Consider the following 23,136-nt stretch of genomic DNA (forward strand, 5'->3'; position numbering starts at 1 on the left):
CAAGCTTAAATTGACATGACGACTTTAGTTTCTCTCGAAAATATCTCGGTTTCTTTTGGTCAGCGCCGCGTCCTCTCTGACGTCTCGCTGGACCTCAAACCCGGCAAAATTTTAACCTTACTCGGCCCAAATGGCGCGGGCAAATCGACCCTGGTGCGCGTGGTTCTTGGCTTAGTCGCACCTGATGCAGGCGTCATCACGCGCGACGATAAACTGCGCATTGGCTATGTTCCGCAAAAATTGCACCTGGATGCTACGCTGCCGTTAACGGTCGGTCGTTTTTTACGACTGCGTCCGGGCACGCGCAAAGACGATATTCTCCCTGCGCTGAAACGCGTCCAGGCCGGGCATCTGGTCGAAGCACCGCTGCAAAAACTCTCCGGCGGTGAGACCCAGCGTGTGCTGCTGGCCCGCGCGTTGCTGAGTCAGCCTCAGCTACTGGTGCTCGACGAGCCCACTCAGGGCGTGGACGTGAATGGACAGGTTGCTCTGTACGACTTAATCGATCAGCTGCGTCGTGAGCTGGATTGCGCCGTGCTGATGGTCTCTCACGACCTGCATCTGGTGATGGCGAAAACCGACGAAGTGCTGTGCCTTAATCACCATATCTGCTGCTCCGGTACGCCAGAAGTGGTGTCGATGCACCCGGAATTTATCTCCATGTTTGGCTCTCGCGGGGCTGAACAGCTCGGCATTTATCGCCACAACCATAATCATCGCCATGATTTACAGGGACGGATTGTCCTGCGTCGGGGAAATGGACACTCATGATTGAATTGTTATTACCCGGCTGGCTAGCCGGGGTGATGCTCGCCTGCGCCGCGGGCCCGCTGGGGTCTTTTGTCGTCTGGCGCCGGATGTCTTATTTCGGCGATACGCTGGCACACGCCTCATTACTGGGTGTGGCGTTTGGCTTATTGCTGGATGTAAATCCTTTTTACGCCGTTATCGCGGTGACACTGCTGCTCGCAGCCGGGCTGGTATGGCTTGAAAAGCGCCCTCACCTCGCGGTGGATACACTGCTGGGGATTATGGCGCACAGTGCGCTGTCGCTCGGTCTGGTGGTAGTGAGCCTGATGTCGAACATTCGCGTTGATTTAATGGCGTATCTGTTTGGCGATCTGCTGGCAGTGACGCCGGAAGATCTGATCTCTATCGCCATCGGTGTCGTTGTGGTGCTGGGAATTTTGCTGTGGCAGTGGCGTAATTTGTTGGCGATGACCGTCAGCTCAGATTTGGCTTTTGTCGATGGCGTCAAACTTCAGCGGGTGAAACTGCTGCTTATGCTGGTGACGGCACTGACAATTGGGGTAGCAATGAAGTTTGTCGGTGCGCTGATCATCACGTCGCTGCTGATTATCCCGGCAGCCACCGCGCGGCGCTTTTCGCGTACGCCGGAGCAAATGGCGGGGATTGCAGTGATTGTTGGGATGATTGCCGTTACCGGCGGATTAACCTTCTCAGCCTTTTACGACACGCCAGCCGGCCCGTCTGTGGTGCTGTGCGCTGCGCTGATGTTTATCCTCAGCATGATGAAGAAACCTGCCAGCTGAATAGTGTCCCCGGTGGCGCTGCGCTTACCGGGGCTACAGGTGTCGTTGTAGGCCGGACAAGGCGTAGCCGCCATCCGGCTTTTTCCGCAGCGAACTACGGCATTTCCGGTGGCGTAATCCCGAAGTGATTCCACGCGCGTACCGTTGCCATTCGTCCACGCGGCGTGCGCTGTAAAAAGCCCTGCTGAATCAGATACGGCTCCAGCACGTCCTCGATGGTTTCCCGCTCTTCACCAATCGCCGCCGCCAGGTTGTCCAGCCCGACCGGCCCGCCAAAGAATTTATCCAGAATCGCCAGCAGCAGCTTGCGGTCCATATAGTCAAATCCTTCCGCATCGACGTTCAGCATGTCCAGCGCCTGCGAGGCGATATCCAGCGAAATGGTGCCGTCGTGTTTCACTTCAGCGAAGTCACGCACACGACGCAGAAGACGGTTGGCGATACGCGGTGTACCTCGCGAACGTTTAGCCACTTCAAACGCGCCCTCATCGCTCAGCTCAAGTCCCATAAAGCGCGCGCTACGACCAACAATGTACTGCAGATCGGCCACCTGATAGAACTCAAGTCGCTGCACAATGCCGAAGCGGTCGCGCAGTGGCGAGGTCAGTGACCCCGCACGGGTAGTGGCGCCAATCAGGGTAAATGGCGGCAGGTCAATTTTAATTGAGCGCGCCGCCGGACCTTCACCAATCATGATATCCAGCTGATAATCTTCCATCGCCGGATACAGCACCTCTTCGACCACCGGAGACAGACGGTGGATCTCATCAATGAACAGCACGTCGTGCGGCTCGAGGTTGGTCAGCATCGCCGCCAAATCCCCTGCTTTCTCAAGCACCGGGCCAGAGGTGGTGCGCAGATTCACGCCCATTTCGTTAGCAACGATATTCGCCAGCGTGGTTTTACCTAAGCCTGGAGGGCCAAAAATCAGCAGATGATCGAGTGCATCCCCGCGAAGTTTCGCCGCCTGGATAAAGATTTCCATCTGTGAGCGAACCTGCGGCTGGCCAATGTACTCTTCCAGCAATTTCGGGCGGATCGCGCGATCCACTACATCCTCTGGAACACTGCTGGCTGCCGAAATCAGGCGGTCTGCTTCAATCATCCTCTACCTCACAATGCCGCGCGGAGCGCTTCACGAATCAGGGTTTCACTGCTGGCATCCGGTTTGGCGATTTTGCTCACCATCCGGCTGGCTTCCTGTGGTTTATAGCCCAGCGCCACCAGCGCAGCCACTGCTTCTTGCTCTGCGTCGTCGTCCGTTGGGCCGTTCGGTGAAGTCAGCACCAGATCGGACGCTGGCGTAAACAGGTCGCCGTGCAGACCTTTGAAGCGATCCTTCATTTCGACAATCAGACGCTCGGCGGTTTTTTTGCCAATGCCTGGCAGCTTGATCAGCGCAGCGGGATCTTCACGCTCAACGGCATTCACAAACTGCTGGGCCGACATACCGGACAAAATGGCCAACGCCAGCTTAGGACCGACGCCGTTAGTTTTAATCAGTTCGCGGAACAGCATACGTTCCTGCTTATTATTAAAGCCGTACAAGAGCTGCGCATCTTCACGTACTACGAACTGGGTGAAGACAATCGCCTCTTTCCCTGAGTCCGGGAGTTCATAGAAACAGGTCATCGGCATATGGACTTCATAGCCCACGCCTCCCGCTTCCAGCAGAACTAACGGGGGTTGTTTTTCAATGATGATGCCTCTGAGTCTGCCAATCACATGCTGCTCCTGCGTGAGATGCTAATTTAACTTCTGCCATCATAAAAAAAGGCTGGATGTTTATCCAGCCTCTTTTGTGATTATCGTAACCGACCTCGCGCCAGATTGAGCCGCGAATCGCTCATTTGCATGGCGTTCTGGCTCACATGACAGTGGGTTATCGCAATGGCCAGCGCATCGGCGGCATCCGCCTGCGGATTAGCCGGGAGCTTTAGCAAGGTTCGCACCATGTGCTGTACCTGCGTTTTCTCTGCCGCGCCATTGCCGACGACCGTCTGTTTGACCTGCCGCGCCGCATATTCGAACACCGGTAAATCCTGGTTGACCGCCGCGACAATCGCCACGCCGCGCGCCTGACCCAGTTTCAACGCCGAGTCGGCATTTTTCGCCATAAACACCTGCTCGATGGCAAAAAAGTCCGGCTGAAACTGGGTGATGATTTCCGACACGCCCGCGTAGATTAATTTCAGCCGTGACGGTAAATCATCCACTTTAGTACGAATACAGCCACTGCCCAGATACGTCAGTTGACGACCGACCTGGCGGATAACGCCATAACCGGTGATGCGTGAACCGGGGTCAATCCCGAGAATAATCGACATCACGCGTCTCCGGTGATAACGGGGCGGTGATACGCTAAATCTTTCAGCTCACAGGAAGGCGGCCACGCAGCGAATCTCCAGGAGCGTAGATGAACTACGTGACTGGGGTGACCGAGGAGAGCCAACGCACCTGTGGGCTTAAAGATGACGCGAATCACAGGGTCGCGGCGACCTCATCAGAGATCTCGCCGTTATGATAAACTTCCTGCACGTCGTCGCAGTCTTCCAGCATATCGATCAGACGCAGCAGTTTTGGCGCGGTTTCCGCATCCATGTCTGCTTTGGTCGATGGGATCATCGACACTTCAGCGTTGTCCGCTTTCAGACCTGCCGCTTCCAGCGCATCACGCACTGCGCCCATCTCTTCCCAGGCGGTGTAGACGTCAATCGCACCGTCGTCGAAGGTCACAACGTCTTCAGCACCTGCTTCCAGCGCCGCTTCCATGATCGCGTCTTCGTCGCCTTTCTCGAAGGAGATCACGCCTTTTTTGCTGAACAGGTAAGCCACGGAACCGTCGGTGCCCAGGTTGCCACCGGTTTTGGTAAACGCATGACGCACTTCGGCAACGGTACGGTTACGGTTGTCAGACAGACACTCAACCATGACCGCTGTACCGCCAGGGCCGTAACCTTCATAAATGATGGTTTCCATGTTCGCGTCATCATCGCCGCCCACGCCACGTGCGATGGCACGGTTCAGGGTGTCACGCGTCATGTTGTTAGACAGTGCTTTATCAATCGCTGCGCGCAGACGTGGGTTAGAACCCGCATCGCCGCCGCCCAAACGGGCTGCAGTCACCAGCTCGCGAATGATTTTAGTAAAGATCTTACCGCGTTTGGCATCCTGTGCCGCTTTACGGTGTTTGGTGTTGGCCCACTTACTATGACCTGCCATAAAAAACTCTCCAAAATTATCCTTCGCCTTTCAGCTTCCAGATGCGTTGGCTGCGCCCGCTTACGCCAGTCACTTACCAACGTAAGCTCCTGGCGATTCGCGACCTTGCCGCCTTCCTGAGAACTGAAATTCTTGGGAAAACTAGTTAACGTTAATTACAAATTCTTCAATCGCCTGCCGGTTGCTCCATGACTTGGTCAAGGTAGCGGCAACGGCTGCATCAACCCAGCGGTAGGTCAGATGTTCCGTAAACACGATCTGCCGTTCATGGGGAAGCGCAAGACAGAACCACGATTCCGTATTGCGCTCAATTCCCGGCGCATAGCGATGACGTAAATGGCTAAAAATTTCAAACTCCACCGTGCGCTGACAGTCCTTCAGGGTCAGTTGCTCCTGAGCAACATTAATGGTGACCTCTTCATTTACTTCACGCGCGGCGGCCTGCAACGCGGTTTCACCCTCTTCCAGGCTGCCGGTAACCGACTGCCAGAAATCGGGATCGTCGCGTCGCTGTAACATCAGCACCCGCCTAGTGTCCTGCGCGTAAATCACCACTAAGACCGAAACGGGACGCTTATACTCCATATCAGTTTTTCTCTTCCTTTTTCACCACGTCGATGCCCAGCTCAGCCAGAGAGGCCGGGTTAGCAAAGCTTGGCGCTTCGGTCATCAGACACGCAGCGGCGGTGGTTTTCGGGAAGGCAATTACATCACGAATGTTATCGGTACCGGTCAGCAGCATGGTCAGGCGATCCAGACCAAACGCCAGGCCTGCGTGCGGAGGCGTGCCGTATTTCAGGGCGTCCAGCAGGAAGCCAAACTTCTCGCGCTGCTCTTGCTCGTTAATGCCCAGAATGCCGAACACGGTCTGCTGCATTTCGCCGCTGTGGATACGCACGGAACCGCCGCCCACTTCATAACCGTTGATCACCATATCGTAGGCGTTCGCCACGGCCTCTTCCGGTGCCGCTTTCAGTTCGCTCGCGGTCATGTCTTTCGGCGCGGTGAACGGGTGGTGCATTGCCGTCAGGCCGCCTTCACCGTCTTCTTCAAACATTGGGAAATCAATCACCCACAGCGGAGCCCATTTGGCTTCGTCGGTCAGGCTCAGGTCTTTACCCAGTTTGAGGCGCAGTGCGCCCAGCGCGTCGGCAACCACTTTCTTGTTGTCAGCGCCGAAGAAGATCATGTCGCCGTCCTGTGCGCCAGTGCGCTCAAGAACCGCTTCCACGATATCTGCGTTCAGGAATTTCGCCACCGGGCTAGTGATCCCCTCGATGCCTTTCGCACGTTCGGTGACTTTAATATAAGCCAGGCCTTTCGCGCCGTAGATTTTGACGAAATTGCCGTAGTCATCAATTTGTTTACGGCTCAAGCTTGCGCCACCAGGAACACGCAGGGCAGCCACGCGGCCTTTCGGATCGTTAGCCGGGCCGGAGAAGACGGCAAATTCGACTGCTTTCAGCAGGTCAGCGACGTCCACCAGCTCCATCGGGTTACGCAGGTCGGGTTTGTCAGAACCGTAACGACGCTCTGCTTCTGCGAAGGTCATGATCGGGAAATCGCCCAGATCCACACCTTTCACGTCCTGCCACAGACCACGTACCAGCGCTTCCATGATTTCGCGCACCTGTGGTGCGGTCATGAAGGAAGTCTCGACGTCGATCTGGGTAAATTCAGGCTGACGGTCAGCGCGCAGGTCTTCGTCGCGGAAGCATTTCACGATCTGATAGTAGCGATCGAAACCGGACATCATCAGCAGCTGTTTGAACAGCTGTGGAGACTGCGGCAGCGCGTAGAATTTGCCTTTATGTACGCGTGAAGGGACCAGATAATCGCGCGCGCCTTCCGGCGTGGCTTTGGTCAGCATCGGGGTTTCGATATCGAGGAAACCGTGGTCGTCCATGAAACGACGCACCAGGCTGGTGATCTTCGCGCGGGTTTTCAGGCGCTGAGCCATTTCCGGGCGACGCAGATCCAGATAGCGATATTTCAGACGCGCTTCTTCGGTGTTGACGTGGTTGGAGTCAAGCGGCAGCGATTCTGAACGGTTGATGATAGTCAGGTCGGACGCCAGCACTTCGATGGCACCCGTCGCCATATCGGCGTTGATGTTTTTTTCGTCACGCGCACGCACGGTGCCGGTGACCTGGATGCAGAACTCATTACGCAGTTCGGAGGCCAGTTTTAACGCGTCCGCACGATCCGGATCGAAGAACACCTGCACGATGCCTTCACGGTCACGCAAATCGATGAAGATAAGGCTACCAAGATCACGACGACGGTTGACCCAACCACACAGGGTCACCTGCTGTCCAACGTGGGACTGACGCAACTGCCCGCAATATTCTGTACGCATGAGATATCCCTTAATTTAGCCGCAGGCTAAATGTCGCCTGAGTTACAGGCTACTATGTCGCAGCTTTCTGTATGTCACAACTGGATGAAAAAAGGCGGCTATTATACTGGAAATTCCGCCGTACGATAAGAGAGAAGCTTGCCAGACGCGCGATTGCTGCGCTCTTATTGCGCATTCTCACAAAAATTAACAAAATTATCCGATCTTACTTACCCTGTATCATCGTAAGGTGTGACGGACGCTAATTTCTTGACTGGAGTAATGATGTTAACACTTGATGCCACCAAAACCGCGCTTGTTGTGATTGATTTGCAGGAAGGTATTCTGCCGTTCGCCGGCGGCCCGCACACGGCTTCGGATGTGGTCAGCCGCAGCGCACGTCTTGCGGATAAATGTCGCGCCAGCGGATCGCCGGTGGTGATGGTGCGCGTGGGCTGGTCAGCCGATTTCGCCGAAGCGCTGAAACAGCCGGTGGATGCTAAAGCGCCTGCCGCCGCGCTGCCCGCAAACTGGTGGACGTATCCTGAAACTCTGGGCAAACAGGATAGCGATATCGAAGTCACCAAACGCCAGTGGGGCGCGTTCTACGGCACCGATCTGGAACTCCAGCTGCGCCGTCGTGGGATCGACACCATCATCCTGTGCGGGATTTCCACCAATATCGGCGTGGAATCCACCGCGCGCAACGCCTGGGAACTGGGCTTTAATCTGGTGATTGCCGAAGACGCGTGCAGCGCCGCCTCGGCGGATCAGCATCAGGGCAGCATGACCCATATCTTCCCGCGTATTGGCCGCGTGCGCAGCACCGACGAGATCCTTAGCGCGTTATGATCTACCTGGGACTTCCCCAATGGTCGCACCCGAAATGGGTGCGCCTGGGCATTACCAGCCTTGAAGAGTATGCCCGCCATTTTAACTGTGTGGAGGGCAATACCACGCTGTACGCCCTGCCGCGCGCGGAGATCGTCTCCCGCTGGCGTGAGCAGACCACCGATGACTTCCGCTTCTGCTTTAAATTCCCGGCGACCATTTCGCACCAGGCCGCGTTGCGCCAGTGCGGAGATTTAACCGAGGAGTTTTTCGACAGGATGTCGCCGCTGGCGAACCGCATTGGCCAGTACTGGTTGCAACTGCCCGCTACCTTTGGCCCGCGTGATCTGCCCGCGCTGTGGGGTTTTCTCGACGCCCTTCCCCGCGAATTTACTTACGGCGTGGAAGTTCGTCATCCAGAGTTTTTCGCCAAAGGTGAAGCGGAACAGGCGCTTAACCGTGGATTGCATGAACGCGGTGTGAATCGTGTCATTTTGGACAGTCGTCCGGTCCATAGCGCCGTGGCGCATAGCGAAGCCATTATCGACGCCCAACGTAAAAAACCGAAAGTGCCGGTTCATGCGGTCGTCACCGCCCACAACCCGATGGTGCGGTTTATCGGCAGCGACAATATGCAGCAAAACCGCGAGATGTTCGACGTCTGGCTGCAAACACTGCCGAAATGGGAGCAAACCACCACGCCTTACCTGTTCCTGCACACGCCGGACATCGCCCAGGCGCCTGAACTGGTCGATGCACTGTGGCAAGCCTTGCAGGATGCGGTTCCGTCCCTTGGACCTGCCCCGTCGATCCCACAACAATCTTCTCTTTTCTGACGTCAACCCCTATCATAGAAGTGCCATCTGCCAAAAACAGGGAGTTTGTATGGTCAGCGCACTGTACGCGGTGTTAGGTGCATTACTACTGATTAAGTTTTCGTTTGACGTTGTGCGCCTGAGAATGCAATACCGCGTCTCATACGGTGACGGTGGGTTTTCGGAGCTTCAAAGCGCCATTCGCATTCATGGTAATGCGGTGGAGTACATTCCCGTTGCGCTGATTTTGCTGCTGCTCATGGAAATGGACGGCGCAGAAACCTGGATGGTTCACGTCTGCGGTCTGTTATTGATCGCCGGGCGACTGATGCATTATTACGGCTTCCACCACCGCTTATTCCGCTGGCGTCGTTCCGGCATGAGCGCGACCTGGTGTTCGCTTTTGCTGATGGTGCTGGCTAACCTGTGGTATATGCCGTGGGAGTTGGTTTTCTCTTTCCATTAGCGCACAATACGCCACTTTATTTTTCCCGGATTTTTACGTTATGTCTGATCGCGACACGCTTTTTTCCGCGCCTATCGCCAGTCTGGGCGACTGGACCTTTGATGAACGGGTAGCCGAAGTCTTCCCGGATATGATCCAGCGCTCTGTTCCAGGTTATTCCAATATCATCTCTATGATCGGCATGCTGGCTGAACGCTTCGTTCAACCCGGTACGCAGGTTTATGACCTGGGTTGTTCACTGGGCGCCGCGACGCTGTCGGTTCGCCGTAACGTGCATCACGAAGGCTGCAAAATCATTGCGGTCGATAATTCTCCGGCAATGGTCGAGCGCTGCCGCCGTCATCTGGACGCTTACAAAGCCCCCACCCCGGTTGACGTCATTGAAGGCGATATCCGCGATATCAAGATCGAGAACGCCTCAATGGTGGTACTGAATTTTACCCTGCAGTTCCTGGTGCCTGAAGATCGCCAGTTGTTGCTGGACAAAATTTACGCGGGGTTGAACCCTGGCGGTGCGCTGGTGTTATCGGAAAAATTCAGTTTTGAAGATGCCAACGTCGGCGAGTTGCTGTTCAACATGCATCATGATTTTAAACGTGCCAATGGTTACAGCGAGCTGGAGATCAGCCAGAAGCGCAGCATGCTTGAAAACGTGATGCTGACCGACTCGGTCGAAGCACACAAAACGCGCCTGCGTAAAGCCGGTTTCGAGCACAGCGAACTTTGGTTCCAGTGCTTTAACTTTGGTTCCCTGGTCGCTCTGAAAGGGGACAACGCATGATCGACTTCAGCAATTTCTATCAGCTCATCGCCAAAAACCACCTCTCCCACTGGCTGGAAACCCTGCCTGCGCAGGTCGCGGCCTGGCAGCGTGATTCTCTGCACGGTCAGTTTAAGCAGTGGAGTAATGCGGTGGAGTTTTTGCCGGAAATGACCCCGTATAAGCTGGACTTATTGCATAGCGTCACCGCCGAAAGCGCCGAGCCGCTGAGCGAAGGCCAACTGCTGCGTCTTGAAAAGCTGATGCGCAACCTGATGCCGTGGCGCAAAGGGCCGTTTTCTCTCTACGGCCTGAACATCAATACCGAGTGGCGTTCCGACTGGAAATGGGATCGCGTTTTACCGCACCTGTCAGATTTGACCGGTCGCACGATTCTGGATGTGGGCTGCGGAAGCGGGTATCACCTGTGGCGCATGATTGGCGCGGGTGCACATCTGGCAGTCGGGATCGATCCAATGCAGCTGTTCCTGTGTCAGTTTGAAGCCGTGCGCAAACTGCTGGGCAACGACCAGCGCGCGCACGTTCTGCCGCTGGGCATTGAGCAACTGCCTGCGTTGAATGCCTTTGATACCGTCTTCTCGATGGGCGTGCTGTATCACCGCCGCTCGCCGCTGGAACATCTGTGGCAGTTGAAAGATCAGCTGGTCAGTGGTGGCGAACTGGTGCTGGAAACGTTGGTTATCGAAGGCGACGAAAACGCGGTGCTGGTTCCCGGCGATCGCTATGCGCAAATGCGTAACGTCTACTTTATCCCGTCCGCGCTGGCGCTGAAAAACTGGCTGGCGAAATGCGGTTTTGTGGATATCCGCATTGTGGATGTGTGCGTCACGTCGACTGAAGAGCAGCGCCGCACCGAGTGGCTTACCACTGAGTCGCTGGCCGAATTCCTCGACCCGAACGACAGCAGCAAAACCATCGAAGGCTATCCCGCGCCGATGCGTGCGGTATTGATTGCGACTAAGCCGTGATTTGCCCGGCGGCGCTTCGCTTGCACGGTCCTACGGTTTTGTAGGCCGGGTAAGGCGAAGCCGCCACCCGGCGAAATATGCAGGCGAAAAAAAGGCCCCTGTTGAAATTGCAGGGGCCTGGTACAAGCAAGCATCATATTGGGCGACATGATGCGCGGTAAAAATCGTTGCTACACGTGAAACTGCTCAATCATTGATTTCATTACCGCAACCGACTCTCCATCTACGCCGTAGCGGGAGTACTCATCCGCTTCTGCATCTGTCGACATTGATAATCCTGTATTGCGATATCGCATAGGCGAAGGCGTCCACTTGCCTGCCGAGCTGTGAAGCTCTTCTACCCCTGCGTTTAAAAACGTTTCCAGATTGCTGGCGCGAACGCCCGCACCCGCCATTATTATTGGAACACCGGAATGTGCTTTTAGTTCCATAATTAATTGCAGTCCTTTTTCAGCGCTCGACTGCTGGCCGGATGTTAGGATGCGTGCCACGCCTAATTCCGCCAGATTTTCAAAGGCTTGAACAGGGTCTTTACACATATCAAAGGCACGATGAAACGTCACCGCCATCCCTTTTGCCGCCGCCATAATCTGGCGCATACGCGGCATATCAACGTTGCCGTCTTCATCAAGCAGGCCGATCACCAGACCGGGGAAACCCAGCTCGCGCACTGTAGCGACGTCTTCCAGCATCGCGTCAAACTCACCCGCCGAGTAGCAAAAATCTCCGCCGCGCGGGCGAATAATCGGGTGAACGGGAATGGTCACCGATTTGCGAACCGACTTCAGTACGCCGTAGGACGGCGTCAAACCGCCCTCTTTCGGCGCGGCGCACAGTTCTACGCGATCGGCCCCGTTTTGTTGCGCCGTGACAGCACATTCCATGCTGTAACAACAAATCTCCAGTAGCGCCACACTTCCTCCTTAAATCCACGGTAATAAACCATCATGCCACGCCGCAAAACGGCGGACTCAGCGTGAGTTCACACTCTTTTGCTGCTCATGCTTCACTGGCGACAATTTGCTCGATAGTCCAGGGGTGAAATTTCACCGTGACTTTTCCATCAGTCACGGCCAGCGTCGGGTTCGGCAGACGCTCGCGTTCCCCTTTTGGCGAGCTGGTTTTCACGAAAATGCCGGACTGGCTCAGACCGTCATCGGATAACAGCGCCAGCGCACGTGCATTCAGCGTTTCAGGGTCACCCGGCAGTACGATTTCGATATGCTCCCAGCCCTCAATCGGATAACGTTTTTCGCCCGGCCACGGTAATTCGACCACGCTAAACTGCCAGTGGGCAACGCACACCGGTTGATGCAATTTGAACAGGCAAATCGGGCGACCGTTGATCTCGTTTTCTGACAGCAGTTCACCGCACTGTTCAAATCCGCGACGCCAGCGCTCCGCCGTCGCATTCTGATGACAGCGCAGAGAAATGTGATCGGCGTCGAGTGGTGCAATATCCAGCCCCAGTCGAGTGGCAAGTTCTGTGAACGCCTGGGTGAAACGCGGTAAATCTGCGGAAATATCATGCAGTTCGTCTATGGATTGCCAGTTCGTCATCAGCGGTTCTCTTATCCTGTCGCAAAGCGGCTAATTTACCGTGTTGACGGCTGGCAACCAACCGCAGATTTCACGTTTTACCCGTTGCATGTTTATGCACTATTTCATCGCCTGTTTTCTGAGCGCGCTTAAGCCTGTGCAATGCTGACGTCCGAGGGCATTTGCAGTATACTCCGGCCCTAAATTCTCAAACTGGTGTGGGTTGTAGTGGGCCCACAGCAAAAATGTAAGGTATCCAGGTGAATATTCAGGCTCTTCTCTCCGAAAAAGTCAGTCAGGCACTGATTGCCGCAGGCGCTCCTGCGGATTGCGAACCTCAGGTTCGCCAGTCAGCAAAAGTACAGTTTGGCGACTATCAGGCCAATGGCGTGATGGCAGTTGCTAAAAAACTGGGCATGCCGCCACGACAACTCGCTGAGCTGGTGCTGACGCATCTGGATCTCAACGGCATTGCTCATAAAGTTGAGATTGCAGGTCCTGGCTTTATCAATATTTTCCTCGACCCGGCATTCCTCGCAGGCCACATTGACGCTGCGCTGAAATCTGAGCGTCTGGGCGTAGCCCTGCCAGAAGCGCAAACTGTCGTTATCGATTACTCTGCCCCCAACGTGGCGAAAGAGATGCACGTCGGCCACCTGCGCTCCACCATCATCGGTGATGCGGCGGTGCGCACCCTGGAATTCCTCGGTCATAAAGTGATTCGCGCGAACCACGTGGGCGACTGGGGTACTCAATTCGGGATGCTGATTGCGTACCTTGAGAAGCAGCAGCAGGAAAACGCGGGCGAAATGGCGCTTGCAGACCTTGAAGGTTTCTACCGCGAAGCCAAAAAACATTACGACGAAGATGAAGTCTTCGCCGAGCGCGCGCGCAGCTACGTCGTCAAACTGCAGGGCGGCGATGCCTACTTCCGCGAAATGTGGCGCAAGCTGGTTGACATCACCATGTCCCAGAACCAAATCACCTATGACCGTCTGAATGTCACCCTGACCCGCGACGACGTTATGGGCGAAAGCCTCTATAACCCAATGCTGCCGGGCATTGTGGCCGATCTGAAAGCCAAAAAACTGGCGGTTGAGAGTGAAGGCGCAACGGTTGTTTTCCTTGATGAGTACAAAAACAAGGACGGCGAACCGATGGGCGTAATCATCCAGAAAAAGGATGGCGGCTATTTGTATACCACCACCGATATCGCCTGTGCGAAATACCGTTACGAAACGCTGCATGCGGATCGCGTGCTGTACTACATCGATTCCCGTCAGCATCAGCACCTGATGCAGGCGTGGACCATCGTGCGTAAAGCCGGTTACGTGCCAGATTCCGTTCCGCTGGAACACCACATGTTCGGCATGATGCTGGGTAAAGACGGTAAGCCGTTCAAAACCCGCGCCGGTGGTACCGTGAAGCTGTCCGATCTGTTGGACGAAGCGCTGGAACGCGCGCGTCGTCTGGTGGCTGAGAAGAACCCGGATATGTCTGCGGATGAGCTGGAAAAACTGGCGACTGCTGTGGGTATCGGCGCGGTGAAATACGCGGATCTGTCAAAAAACCGTACCACCGATTACATCTTCGACTGGGATAACATGCTGGCCTTCGAAGGCAATACCGCGCCGTACATGCAGTATGCCTACACTCGCGTGCTGTCCGTGTTCCGTAAAGCCGACATCGATGAAAGCGCGCTGGCGAATGCCACCGTGGTGATCAACGAAGATCGCGAAGCACAGCTTGCTGCCCGTCTGCTGCAGTTCGAAGAGACGCTGGCTGTCGTTGCCCGTGAAGGGACGCCGCACGTGATGTGTGCGTACCTGTACGATCTGGCGGGTCTGTTCTCTGGCTTCTACGAGCACTGCCCAATCCTGTCTGCTGAAAGCGAAGAAATCCGCAACAGCCGCCTGAAACTGGCGCAGCTGACCGCGAAGACGCTGAAGCTGGGGCTGGATACGCTCGGTATCGAAACCGTAGAGCGTATGTAAAAAAAGAAACCCGGCGATGGCCGGGTTTTTTGTCCGTGTTTTTCGTAGCCCCGGTAAGCGCAGCGCCACCGGGGAAAATGCCTGATGGCGCTGCGCTTATCAGGCCTACAAAATCGCAACCTAGAAATACTTGCGTAAATATTCCGTCAGACACAGAATCGCCATTGCCTGGCCATACGGCATGGAGGTCAGCGGTATCTGGCGATAAAACTCCAGATTACTGCCCATCCCCGTACCAAACGACGTTTGCAACAACTCCCCTTCCGGCGAGATATTATTCACAATTCCACGAATGGCTTTTTCTGCCACGTCGGCGTATTCCGCGCCAACGTAGCGCTTGCGCACCGCTTTTAAAATCCCGTAGGCAAACCCAGCCGTGGCGGATGCTTCCAGATACGAGTTCGGGTCGTCCAGCAGCGTGTGCCACAAACCGCTTTCGTCCTGACACGTCGCCAGCGCCGCGATTTGTGCGTTGAGCACCTGCACCAGATAACGACGCACCGCGTTGTTTCCCGGCAGATCCACCAGCTCAAGGAAGTCCGGGATAACCATCGTCAGCCAGCTGTTCCCGCGCGCCCAGCGGGCCTTCGCGAAGTTATGTTGCCCGTCATAATTCCAGCCGTGGAACCACAGGCCCGTCTCCCGGTCCATCAGGTTTTGCACGTGCAGCAGGAACTGATAAGTCGCTTCTTCAACGTACTCCGGGCGGTTAAGTAATTTGCCGATTTTTGCCAGCGGCAGAACGGTCATCATCAGCGTGTCATCCCACATCTGCTGATGGTTCTCTTCGGCAAGCGTAATGTGCTGCATCCCGCCGTGATCCGTGCGTGGCATGTCGTTCATCGCCCATTCTGCCCAGCTCTCCAGCCACGGCAGATAGGTGGCGTTTTTCGTCTCCTCATAGCGATACGCCAGGGTCAGGAACGGGGCCATCGTATTGACGTTTTTGGTGGTCGCGCCTTCGGCAAAGCGATCGGCAAACCAGCCGTCGATGATGTCGCGCATCTGGCCATTGCCGGTCTGGCAGTAATACTGCCAGATACCGTATAGCCCGACGCCGTGCGTCCATTCCCATCCCGCCCAGCCTTTGGTGTCGATCACGCGACCGTCGTCGAGGCGCAGCAAAAATTCGCCGGTTTTATCGTGAATGTTCACCAGGTTGTGCGTCACCTTTTCAATCAGCGATTTCAATTCATCCCTGGCAATAAAATGCTCAGGCTGACGCAGTAACGGGCTATGTTTGACGGGCCAAACCTTCATAATCTTAACCTCTGTGATATGTCGAATTCAGTACCGCGCGGTCCTTCAGGGAAGGTGCCACCGGCTTATTGCGATTCAGATAACCAATATTGTTGTTGCCCCACAGGGATTCGTACGGCATCCCGGCCAGCAGCTCGACTGTCTCGCGCGCCTGCACCGTGGCGGTCTCCGGCATAGCACGGCCTGATTCGCGCATTTTGGCGGTCTCTTCGCGCAGGGTGCTGTGGGTTTGCAGATTCAGTTTGAAGCGCAGGGAAACCAGGAAACCGCAGAAAAGCACCAGAATAGTACCGACGCTCAGGATCATCAGAATGGTGTGGCTCACTTCTTCTGGCTGAACCTTCTGACCGCTGACAAAGCCGGACATCTGCATCACGATACCTACCAGCATGATGGCCCCCGCCTGGGAAGCTTTGCGCGTCAACGTCATAATGCCCGCGAAGATCCCTTCGCGGCGCTGGCCGGTGATGACTTCATCCACGTCGGCAATGTAGGTGTAGATATTCCACGGCACATAGTTGATACCGCCGCGACCGAGGCCAGCCACCGCCGACACCAGCAGCAACAGCGCGTAAACGTCGCTCAGCCCTGCGTAATAGAGCACTGCGTAGGAAATGGAAGCCAGACCGAACAGCACCACCACCATCCGATAGGACGGAGCCGGTCCAAAGCGGATACACAGTGGAATCATGGCGATCACCGCGATGAACTGGAAAATAGCCATCGTTCCCAGCAGGTTGGAGGCCATTGATGCTTCCTGCATCAGCACGAACACCACGTAATAGGTAAACACGGCGTTGAACACATCCTGTGCGATATAACCGCCCAGATACATCCCCAGATGCTGGCGGAAAATCTTCACCCGCAGCGTAGAGCTTAACTCGACAAACAGGCGGTTCAGGCTTTGACGGAGGTTGAGTTTTTTCTTCTCCTCTTCGGCGCGCAGCGCTGCTTCCGACCACTCTTCACGCGGACGTTCCCAGGTGAAGAACCAAACGAACGTCAGCATCATCGCGCACAGCACGGAGAACACCAGGCTCGCATAGAAGAAGGAGATGGCGTTGTCTTTCCCGAAGTGGGTCAGCAGAATACCCGGCAGGAACGAGGCCAGAATCGCCGACATTTGTGCCATCGAAATACGCGCGCCAGAGAATTTGGTTTTCTGTTTGAAATCGTCAGTCATTTCCGGGACTAAGGTTTCGTAAGGCACCAGAATCATGGTGTAGACGATATCGAAGATCAGATAGGTGACCAGGTAGTACCAGAAGCTCATGTCCCCTACCCACATCATCGAGTAGCTGAAGACGCAGGGAATGCCGAGCAGGATAAAGAACTTACGCCGGCCAAAGCGTTTGCCAAGCCAGGTGGTACCAAAGTTATCGGTCAGGAAGCCCATCAGCGGGCTGACCACGGCGTCCAGCACTCTGGCCGCTGCAAAGATAAATGTCGCCTCAATAGGCGAGAGTCCACAGAAGGTCGTATAAAAATATAACAGCCAGGCCGCCGTCAGTGCGGTCGTACCTGCCCCAAGAAAATCGCCTGAGCCATAAGCCAGGTAATTTTTGAGCCCAATTTTACGTGTTTTCATTGCCGTCAACCCTTTAAGTGTTGGGAGACTCCCTGTATGCAAACCTCGTCCGGGAGTTTTTACACGGCTACAGTAAAAGCATCGTCATATTGATACCTTTCTGTTTCTGCCACTGCATGAGGGCGAATGGCAATAATGCAAAGAGAATAACTACGCGTGTCACTGATTTATAAAACAGCGTTTCTTTTGCATCAAAAGGCGGGGTCATTTTTTGCGAGCCAGCCGTCAGTTTCTGCTGACGGCTGGTGAAAAGGCAGGCAATTAGCGGTAGTTGACGATCACTTCGTTACTCTGAACTTTCAGCGCGGGGATCAGGCGTCCGCCACCCGGCACTTCCCAGACAAAGCGCAGCGGTTCAACGGCGGGCACGCCGTCAAACGCGCGCGTAGTCCCACTTTCGCCATCAATTTCGGTACAGCGTGTTTGCGAGCACAGACGCACGCGTAGCCCGGCGGGTGTCGGGCCGATCAACTGATAGCGCCAGACCACCAGCGTCATCAAACCAGAAGCGGGCTCAGAGGCAGTCAGCGGTCGCGACGAGGCCGATACGCCACGATTGTTGAGCGTGATACCGATACTGCTCGCCTGCCACGTTCCCTCGCCTGCGGCCTGTGCCATCAGCGGGAACAACAAAATCCATAACCAGTGACGCATTATTTCCCTCCAATGGTCGCCGTCATACGAATATGGCGGTTATCCGACAGCTCCAGATTCGACAGCACCACCAGCTGCGTCAGGCTACGGCGCAAGAAGCGCGACAGCAGCGGACGCAGGGCGTGATTGACCAGCAGAACCGGCGGTGCGCCAAGCATCTCCTGACGCGCCAGCGCCTCTTGCGTCTGGGCCAGCAGTCGGTCGGCCAGGCCCGGTTCGAGGCCGCCACCGCCCTGCAACGCCTGCAACAGCAGACGCTCAAGCGGCGTATCGAGGCCAATCACCTGCACTTCGCCATTCCCCGGGAACCACAGCTGCGTAATGGCTCGGCCTAACGCCACGCGTACCACGGCGGTGAGTTCGTGCGGATCGCTTTGCAACGGCGCATGTTCTGCCAGCGTTTCCAGAATGGTGCGCATATCGCGGATCGGCACTTTTTCGTCGAGCAGATTTTGCAGTACTTTGTGCAGCGTCGTCAGCGTCACTACGCCCGGCACCAGATCTTCGGTCAGCTTCGGCATCTCCTGCGTCACGCGATCCAGCAACTGCTGCGCTTCCTGGCGACCAAACAATTCCGCCGAGAACTGACCAATCAGGTGGTTGAGATGCGTCGCGACCACGGTGCTGGCTTCAACAACCGTGTAACCCTGAATCTGCGCCTGCTCTTTCAGGGCGCTTTCAATCCAGATTGCGGCCAGACCAAAGGCCGGGTCGATCGTCTGCTCGCCTGGCAGCGTACCCGCCGCCGTGCCTGGGTTAATCGCCAGCCAGCGTCCAGGGTAGGCATCGCCGCTGCCAATCTCCACGCCTTTCATCAGAATGCGATAGCGTGCCGGTGGCAGGTCCATGTTGTCGCGGATGTGAACCACCGGAGGCAGGAAGCCCATATCCTGAGCGAATTTTTTACGGATACTGCGAATGCGCCCGAGCAGTTCGCCGTCCTGCTGGAAATCGACCATCGGTATCAGACGATAACCCACTTCCATTCCGAGGGAATCTTCCAGCTGGACATCATTCCACGTGGCTTCAACCGCCTGATTATTGTCCGGCATTTTAACCGGCGTCGGCTCTGCGACCGGTTTGGTATCGCGTCCGCGCAGCCACCAGGCCAGACCGAGCAATGCAGCGGTAAACAGCAGGAAAACGAAGTTTGGCATGCCCGGCACCAGACCCAGCAAGCCAAGCACCGCCGCAGACAGCACCAGCACGTTTGGATTGGTGAACAACTGGCTGACCATCTGCTGGCCAACGTCTTCGTCGGTACTCACGCGGGTCACAATAACGCCCGCTGCGGTAGAGATAACGAGGGCTGGGATCTGCGCCACCAGGCCGTCACCGATAGTCAGCAGCGTATAGCTTTCCGCCGCATGGCCCATGTCCATGCCGTGCTGGAGAACACCCACCAGCAGGCCGCCGACAATGTTGATAACCATGATCAGGATACCGGCGATGGCATCGCCGCGAACGAACTTACTCGCACCGTCCATCGAACCGTAGAAATCAGCTTCCTGGGTCACGTCAGAGCGGCGTTTTTTCGCTTCATCTTCGCCAATCAACCCGGCATTCAGATCGGCGTCAATAGCCATCTGTTTGCCCGGCATCCCGTCCAGCACGAAACGTGCGCCAACTTCGGCGATACGGCCCGCACCTTTGGTGATAACCATAAAGTTGATGATAACGAGGATCACGAACACCACGATACCGATAGCAAAGTTACCGCCAACGAGGAAGTGACCAAAGGCCTCAACCACTTTACCCGCCGCCGCCCCGCCGGTATGTCCGTCCATCAAAATGATACGCGTGGACGCGACGTTCAGCGCCAGGCGCAGCAACGTCGTGAACAGCAGGATGGTCGGGAATGCAGCAAAATCAAGGGTTCGCTGGGTAAACATCGCCACCAGCAGCACCATGATGGATAGCGCAATGTTGAAGGTAAAAAGCAGGTCGAGGATAAATGCTGGCAACGGCAGCACCATCATCGACAGAATTAGCAGGATGAGAATCGGCCCGGCAAGAATTTGCCATTGCGTCGATTTCATGTTGCCGGGCAGGCGCAGCATTGCCACCAGATTAGCCATCAGTGTCCTTCTCGTTCATAAAATCCAGTGCTTCAGGCACCGGAAGATTTTCAGGTTTCACAGGTCGTTGACCGCCTGCTAAACGCCAGCGTTTCAGCTGCCAGACCCAGGCCAGCACTTCCGCCACTGCGGCGTAAAGCTGACCCGGTATTTGCTGTCCAATTTCTGCGTGACGATACAGAGCACGTGCCAGTGGCGGGGCTTCCAGTACCGGCACGCGGTGTTCTGCGCCAATTTCGCGGATGCGCAGCGCAATTAAACCCGCCCCTTTCGCGACCACTTTAGGGGCGCTCATTTTGTTTTCGTCGTATTTCAGCGCCACGGAATAATGGGTCGGGTTGGTGACGATAACGTCTGCTTTCGGCACATCTTCCATCATGCGACGTCGTGCCGCTGCGCGTTGCATCTGGCGAATACGCCCTTTAACGTGAGGATCGCCTTCCATCTGTTTGTACTCGTCACGAATATCCTGTCGGGACATGCGCAGCTTTTTGATATGGCTATAAATCTGGAAGAACACGTCAAAGCCCACCATCGGGATAATGCTGAGCACCACCAGCAGCGCGCACAGCCCCACCAGATTCATGGCATTGTTCATTGCCGTCAGGGGCGATTCGCTGATCAGGCGCATCATATCTGGCCAGTGATGCCAAAGGTAAAACCCGGCGGTGCTGCCCATCAAAGTGGATTTTAGAATCGCTTTCAGCAGCTCAGCGCCCGTTTGCGCCGAGAACATTTTTGCAATCCCCGGGAAGGGATTGAGCTTGGAAAATTTGGGTTGCAGCGCTTTACCGCTGAACACCAGCCCGCCCAGCATGACGGGGGAAACCAGCGCCACGATAACGACGCCGGCGATCAGCGGCAGGAGCGCAATCATGGCGTCTTTAATGAGCAGAATAATTTGGCTGAGGATAAGATTGGGATCGTTGACCATGCTGTGGTCAAAACGCAGGCCAGCAGAAAGCATACCCGCCAGTCTGCGGGCGAGCGACTCCCCTCCCAGCCAGATGATGCATACACCTACGATTAAGATCAGCAGGGATGTCAGCTCACGGGATCGTGGGATTTGCCCGTCCTCACGCGCCTTATCTAGTCGGTGGGGTGTGGGGGCTTCTGTTTTGTCGTCGCTGTCGTCTGCCACAGTGCGCGCTCTCTGCCCATTTCGTGGCGTTTATCTTGCCAGAGCACGCCCTAATCAATGGACGGAAAAGCCCGTATAAGGTGCCCTTTTTGTCCTGTTTGAGTTAAATCTTCCTGGTTTTATTGATAGCAACGTCCAAAAAAGGACAATATTTTTTGAAAAAAATTAATTCAAAAAGAATGGGGAATGAAAGCCAATTTTAATTATACCTATTAAACATTCACCCAACAGACTTCGATTATTAAACTCAACATAAACCATAAATTCGGCCCTTACTTATATTTCATAATTATTAGTATCAGCAAAAGAATAATCCTGGCAAATACTATTAGAAACCAAGTGTCACTTTACAAGCCCACGATTATCTTTTACGTTAAATAATATCAATTAAGCCACGACTACCTTTTAAAAAAAGTAATATTGCGTACTGGTGATAATGATCATTTCTGTCTATATTACTCCATCGTTATTACTCAACCCGTGCATAATTGTTAAGGACTTCATTTATGAATTTCAAAAAAAAGGTTGTTGTCGGTGCGTTTGTCGCCCTTGTTTCTGGAAGTCCCTTTGCGGCAGAAATGAATGCAGGGACGATTCATTTTACCGGTGAGATTATTGAACCCAGCTGTACCATCCAGGGCGATAATGGTTCGGACAGTACGGTTCCCCTTGGAACTTACCCTGCTTCATTATTCACAGACGTAGGAACGGAATCCACATTAATGCCCTTCTCTATCACCCTGACGGGGTGTCCGTTAAAAAGCGATGGCCTTCCTTCTGTTCAGCTAACCTTCAATGGCACGACAACCCTGACAGCGTCGAAAACTCTGCTCGATGTCAGTACGATCACCACGGCTGGCGACACGGCAGCAACAGGGGTCGGGATTGCAGTGACCCCAGACACCAAAGATACGCAGTATATCTCGATGGATGGCTCTGAAGGTCAAATTGCTATCGAACTTCCGACCAAAAAAGAGGACCTCATCAGGGCTGATTTTAACGCCCGATATAAGTCATTTTCTAAAACTGTCACTGCCGGCCCAGCCGATGCGGATATGACGGTAAATATTATCTATCGATAACAGTCTCGTTTTCCATTCACAATAATCTCCTGATAGTGGTTATTGAATGGTCGTTCATTGCAATAGCCAGGAGGCTAATTCTGGCTATTGCAAGCTATTTTATTTTCACCCAACGCAGGCATTGTTTATGCGTATTTTCACGCAGATTCTATTTTTTCTCACTGTCTTTTTGACATCGTTCAGCCATGCAGAGGGCATTCAGATCGGCCGTACGCGATTGATCTACGATGCCACTAAGAAAGAGATTTCACTGCCGCTGGTGAATAACGATAGCATCCTTCCGTGGTTGATTCAGTCGTGGACAGATACAGGCGATGGCAAAACACGCGGGCCATTTATCGTCACACCACCGTTATTTCGTCTCGATCCTCAGAAAGAACAGAGTCTGCGTATCGCATGGAATGGAACGGCTCTTCCCGATAACAAAGAGTCGCTGTTTTACATGAACGTTCGCACTATTCCCGCAACCGCTAAGGAAGACGACGATAAAAATGTTTTACGTCTGATCTATAAAACCCGTTTAAAGCTGTTCTGGCGCCCCGCAGGACTGGCAGGCACTCCCGTTGAGACGTGTAAAAACCTCCGTTTTTCCTTAAACGGGAGGCAATTAACGGTGAGCAATCAGGGCGCGTTTCACATCACATTCGACAGCTTACAGTTGGGCACCACCAGGATTGATAAAGCCGACATGGTGAGCCCTCAGTCAAACACGCTGATCCTCGTTCCAGAGAACACTACAGGCACCCTCGTCAGCTGGCGATGCATTACCGATTACGGCAATGCATCCGATAAATTTTCAACCACCCTGGCTCAGGATTAGAACAAA

23 protein-coding genes are annotated in these 23,136 nt (G+C 54.8%); 10 read left to right on the forward strand and 13 right to left on the reverse strand.

Annotation, left to right across the window (positions count from 1 at the left end):
* The first annotated feature begins 15 nt into the window (after positions 1-15).
* Positions 16-771: a zinc ABC transporter ATP-binding protein ZnuC gene (gene znuC / locus JBO43_RS03460; protein ID WP_202673725.1), complete on the forward strand. Its 756-nt coding sequence runs from the start codon at positions 16-18 to the stop codon at positions 769-771.
* A complete protein-coding gene (gene znuB, locus JBO43_RS03465; protein WP_202673726.1) occupies positions 768-1,553 on the forward strand; it encodes a zinc ABC transporter permease subunit ZnuB in 786 nt (261 codons plus the stop codon). The genes znuC and znuB overlap by 4 nt, the downstream gene beginning before the upstream one ends.
* A 94-nt stretch (positions 1,554-1,647) precedes the next feature.
* On the opposite strand, the gene ruvB is transcribed toward znuB, so the two are convergent.
* The 6 genes from ruvB to aspS all read right to left on the reverse strand — a co-directional run bounded on the left by ruvB (position 1,648) and on the right by aspS (position 7,134).
* Positions 1,648-2,658 (reverse strand): Holliday junction branch migration DNA helicase RuvB, encoded by a 1,011-nt coding sequence (ruvB, locus tag JBO43_RS03470; RefSeq protein ID WP_095282388.1) that lies wholly within the window; start codon positions 2,656-2,658, stop codon positions 1,648-1,650.
* Between the two features lie 8 nt (positions 2,659-2,666).
* Positions 2,667-3,278, reverse strand: coding sequence for a Holliday junction branch migration protein RuvA (gene ruvA, locus JBO43_RS03475; RefSeq protein WP_095282389.1), 612 nt, complete (start codon positions 3,276-3,278; stop codon positions 2,667-2,669).
* An 80-nt stretch (positions 3,279-3,358) separates the two neighbouring features.
* On the reverse strand, positions 3,359-3,880 hold the full coding sequence (ruvC, locus tag JBO43_RS03480; protein WP_095282390.1) for a crossover junction endodeoxyribonuclease RuvC: 522 nt from the start codon (positions 3,878-3,880) through the stop codon (positions 3,359-3,361).
* A 154-nt stretch (positions 3,881-4,034) separates the two neighbouring features.
* A complete protein-coding gene (locus tag JBO43_RS03485) occupies positions 4,035-4,775 on the reverse strand; it encodes a YebC/PmpR family DNA-binding transcriptional regulator (RefSeq protein ID WP_064326513.1) in 741 nt (246 codons plus the stop codon).
* Between the two features lie 141 nt (positions 4,776-4,916).
* Positions 4,917-5,360, reverse strand: coding sequence for a dihydroneopterin triphosphate diphosphatase (nudB, locus tag JBO43_RS03490; protein WP_095282391.1), 444 nt, complete (start codon positions 5,358-5,360; stop codon positions 4,917-4,919).
* Position 5,361: 1 nt separating this feature from the next.
* Positions 5,362-7,134, reverse strand: a complete 1,773-nt coding sequence (gene aspS / locus JBO43_RS03495) for an aspartate--tRNA ligase (RefSeq protein WP_103946081.1) — start codon at positions 7,132-7,134, stop codon at positions 5,362-5,364.
* A 264-nt stretch (positions 7,135-7,398) separates the two neighbouring features.
* Here aspS and JBO43_RS03500 point away from each other — a divergent pair, with 264 nt between their 5' ends.
* Genes JBO43_RS03500 through cmoB form a run of 5 tightly spaced genes read left to right on the forward strand, consistent with a single transcriptional unit; the run spans position 7,399 to position 10,974 of the window.
* Positions 7,399-7,965 carry a hydrolase gene (locus JBO43_RS03500; RefSeq protein WP_103946082.1) on the forward strand — a complete coding sequence of 189 codons (567 nt, stop codon included), beginning with the start codon at positions 7,399-7,401 and terminating at the stop codon, positions 7,963-7,965.
* The gene (locus JBO43_RS03505) at positions 7,962-8,780 is read left to right on the forward strand and encodes a DUF72 domain-containing protein (protein ID WP_202673727.1); all 819 of its coding nucleotides are present in this window, start codon (positions 7,962-7,964) and stop codon (positions 8,778-8,780) included. Before JBO43_RS03500 ends, JBO43_RS03505 begins: the two co-directional genes overlap by 4 nt.
* Positions 8,781-8,829: 49 nt before the next feature.
* On the forward strand, positions 8,830-9,225 hold the full coding sequence (locus tag JBO43_RS03510) for an MAPEG family protein (RefSeq protein ID WP_095282395.1): 396 nt from the start codon (positions 8,830-8,832) through the stop codon (positions 9,223-9,225).
* A 40-nt stretch (positions 9,226-9,265) separates the two neighbouring features.
* Entirely contained in the window at positions 9,266-10,006 is a 741-nt protein-coding gene (gene cmoA / locus JBO43_RS03515) for a carboxy-S-adenosyl-L-methionine synthase CmoA (protein ID WP_095282396.1), read from the forward strand.
* Positions 10,003-10,974, forward strand: coding sequence for a tRNA 5-methoxyuridine(34)/uridine 5-oxyacetic acid(34) synthase CmoB (gene cmoB, locus JBO43_RS03520; RefSeq protein ID WP_095282397.1), 972 nt, complete (start codon positions 10,003-10,005; stop codon positions 10,972-10,974). The genes cmoA and cmoB overlap by 4 nt, the downstream gene beginning before the upstream one ends.
* 170 nt (positions 10,975-11,144) lie before the next feature.
* Here the strand turns inward: cmoB and cutC are convergent, their stop codons facing one another.
* Together cutC and JBO43_RS03530 are read right to left on the reverse strand one after the other, a co-directional pair.
* Positions 11,145-11,888: a copper homeostasis protein CutC gene (gene cutC, locus JBO43_RS03525; RefSeq protein ID WP_095282398.1), complete on the reverse strand. Its 744-nt coding sequence runs from the start codon at positions 11,886-11,888 to the stop codon at positions 11,145-11,147.
* A gap of 85 nt (positions 11,889-11,973) precedes the next feature.
* Positions 11,974-12,534, reverse strand: a complete 561-nt coding sequence (locus JBO43_RS03530; protein ID WP_095282399.1) for a VOC family protein — start codon at positions 12,532-12,534, stop codon at positions 11,974-11,976.
* Positions 12,535-12,773: 239 nt separating this feature from the next.
* Between JBO43_RS03530 and argS the strand changes: the two genes are divergently transcribed.
* A complete protein-coding gene (gene argS, locus JBO43_RS03535) occupies positions 12,774-14,507 on the forward strand; it encodes an arginine--tRNA ligase (RefSeq protein WP_202673728.1) in 1,734 nt (577 codons plus the stop codon).
* Positions 14,508-14,627: 120 nt separating this feature from the next.
* Here argS and bglB read toward each other — a convergent pair whose 3' ends face one another.
* The 5 genes from bglB to flhB form a co-directional block, all read right to left on the reverse strand.
* Complete coding sequence (bglB, locus tag JBO43_RS03540; protein WP_202673729.1) at positions 14,628-15,767, reverse strand: beta-galactosidase BglB; 1,140 nt, start codon at positions 15,765-15,767, stop codon at positions 14,628-14,630.
* Between the two features lie 4 nt (positions 15,768-15,771).
* Positions 15,772-17,355, reverse strand: a complete 1,584-nt coding sequence (locus JBO43_RS03545) for an MFS transporter (RefSeq protein WP_095282402.1) — start codon at positions 17,353-17,355, stop codon at positions 15,772-15,774.
* A gap of 261 nt (positions 17,356-17,616) precedes the next feature.
* Positions 17,617-18,009: a flagellar protein FlhE gene (flhE, locus tag JBO43_RS03550; protein WP_095282403.1), complete on the reverse strand. Its 393-nt coding sequence runs from the start codon at positions 18,007-18,009 to the stop codon at positions 17,617-17,619.
* Entirely contained in the window at positions 18,009-20,087 is a 2,079-nt protein-coding gene (gene flhA / locus JBO43_RS03555; protein WP_095282404.1) for a flagellar biosynthesis protein FlhA, read from the reverse strand. The genes flhE and flhA overlap by 1 nt, the downstream gene beginning before the upstream one ends.
* Positions 20,080-21,228: a flagellar biosynthesis protein FlhB gene (gene flhB / locus JBO43_RS03560; protein ID WP_095282405.1), complete on the reverse strand. Its 1,149-nt coding sequence runs from the start codon at positions 21,226-21,228 to the stop codon at positions 20,080-20,082. Before flhB ends, flhA begins: the two co-directional genes overlap by 8 nt.
* 506 nt (positions 21,229-21,734) lie before the next feature.
* Here flhB and JBO43_RS03565 point away from each other — a divergent pair.
* Entirely contained in the window at positions 21,735-22,310 is a 576-nt protein-coding gene (locus tag JBO43_RS03565) for a fimbrial protein (RefSeq protein ID WP_103946089.1), read from the forward strand.
* Between the two features lie 127 nt (positions 22,311-22,437).
* Positions 22,438-23,130, forward strand: coding sequence for a fimbrial biogenesis chaperone (locus tag JBO43_RS03570; RefSeq protein ID WP_202673730.1), 693 nt, complete (start codon positions 22,438-22,440; stop codon positions 23,128-23,130).
* Positions 23,131-23,136 lie beyond the last annotated feature (6 nt).

Origin of the sequence: Lelliottia jeotgali (genome assembly GCF_016771845.1) — a bacterium.
Classification (GTDB): domain Bacteria; phylum Pseudomonadota; class Gammaproteobacteria; order Enterobacterales; family Enterobacteriaceae; genus Enterobacter; species Enterobacter jeotgali.

Excerpts from the sequence above, each read along its gene's own strand:
- znuC (WP_202673725.1), top strand. The coding sequence starts at position 16 with ATGACGACTTTAGTTTCTCTCGAAAATATCTCGGTTTCTTTTGGTCAG.
- znuB (WP_202673726.1), top strand. The coding sequence starts at position 768 with ATGATTGAATTGTTATTACCCGGCTGGCTAGCCGGGGTGATGCTCGCC.
- ruvB (WP_095282388.1), bottom strand. The coding sequence starts at position 2,658 with ATGATTGAAGCAGACCGCCTGATTTCGGCAGCCAGCAGTGTTCCAGAG.
- ruvC (WP_095282390.1), bottom strand. The coding sequence starts at position 3,880 with ATGTCGATTATTCTCGGGATTGACCCCGGTTCACGCATCACCGGTTAT.
- JBO43_RS03485 (WP_064326513.1), bottom strand. The coding sequence starts at position 4,775 with ATGGCAGGTCATAGTAAGTGGGCCAACACCAAACACCGTAAAGCGGCA.
- nudB (WP_095282391.1), bottom strand. The coding sequence starts at position 5,360 with ATGGAGTATAAGCGTCCCGTTTCGGTCTTAGTGGTGATTTACGCGCAG.
- aspS (WP_103946081.1), bottom strand. The coding sequence starts at position 7,134 with ATGCGTACAGAATATTGCGGGCAGTTGCGTCAGTCCCACGTTGGACAG.
- JBO43_RS03500 (WP_103946082.1), top strand. The coding sequence starts at position 7,399 with ATGTTAACACTTGATGCCACCAAAACCGCGCTTGTTGTGATTGATTTG.
- JBO43_RS03505 (WP_202673727.1), top strand. The coding sequence starts at position 7,962 with ATGATCTACCTGGGACTTCCCCAATGGTCGCACCCGAAATGGGTGCGC.
- JBO43_RS03510 (WP_095282395.1), top strand. The coding sequence starts at position 8,830 with ATGGTCAGCGCACTGTACGCGGTGTTAGGTGCATTACTACTGATTAAG.
- cmoA (WP_095282396.1), top strand. The coding sequence starts at position 9,266 with ATGTCTGATCGCGACACGCTTTTTTCCGCGCCTATCGCCAGTCTGGGC.
- cmoB (WP_095282397.1), top strand. The coding sequence starts at position 10,003 with ATGATCGACTTCAGCAATTTCTATCAGCTCATCGCCAAAAACCACCTC.
- JBO43_RS03530 (WP_095282399.1), bottom strand. The coding sequence starts at position 12,534 with ATGACGAACTGGCAATCCATAGACGAACTGCATGATATTTCCGCAGAT.
- bglB (WP_202673729.1), bottom strand. The coding sequence starts at position 15,767 with ATGAAGGTTTGGCCCGTCAAACATAGCCCGTTACTGCGTCAGCCTGAG.
- JBO43_RS03545 (WP_095282402.1), bottom strand. The coding sequence starts at position 17,355 with ATGAAAACACGTAAAATTGGGCTCAAAAATTACCTGGCTTATGGCTCA.
- flhE (WP_095282403.1), bottom strand. The coding sequence starts at position 18,009 with ATGCGTCACTGGTTATGGATTTTGTTGTTCCCGCTGATGGCACAGGCC.
- flhA (WP_095282404.1), bottom strand. The coding sequence starts at position 20,087 with ATGGCTAATCTGGTGGCAATGCTGCGCCTGCCCGGCAACATGAAATCG.
- JBO43_RS03565 (WP_103946089.1), top strand. The coding sequence starts at position 21,735 with ATGAATTTCAAAAAAAAGGTTGTTGTCGGTGCGTTTGTCGCCCTTGTT.
- JBO43_RS03570 (WP_202673730.1), top strand. The coding sequence starts at position 22,438 with ATGCGTATTTTCACGCAGATTCTATTTTTTCTCACTGTCTTTTTGACA.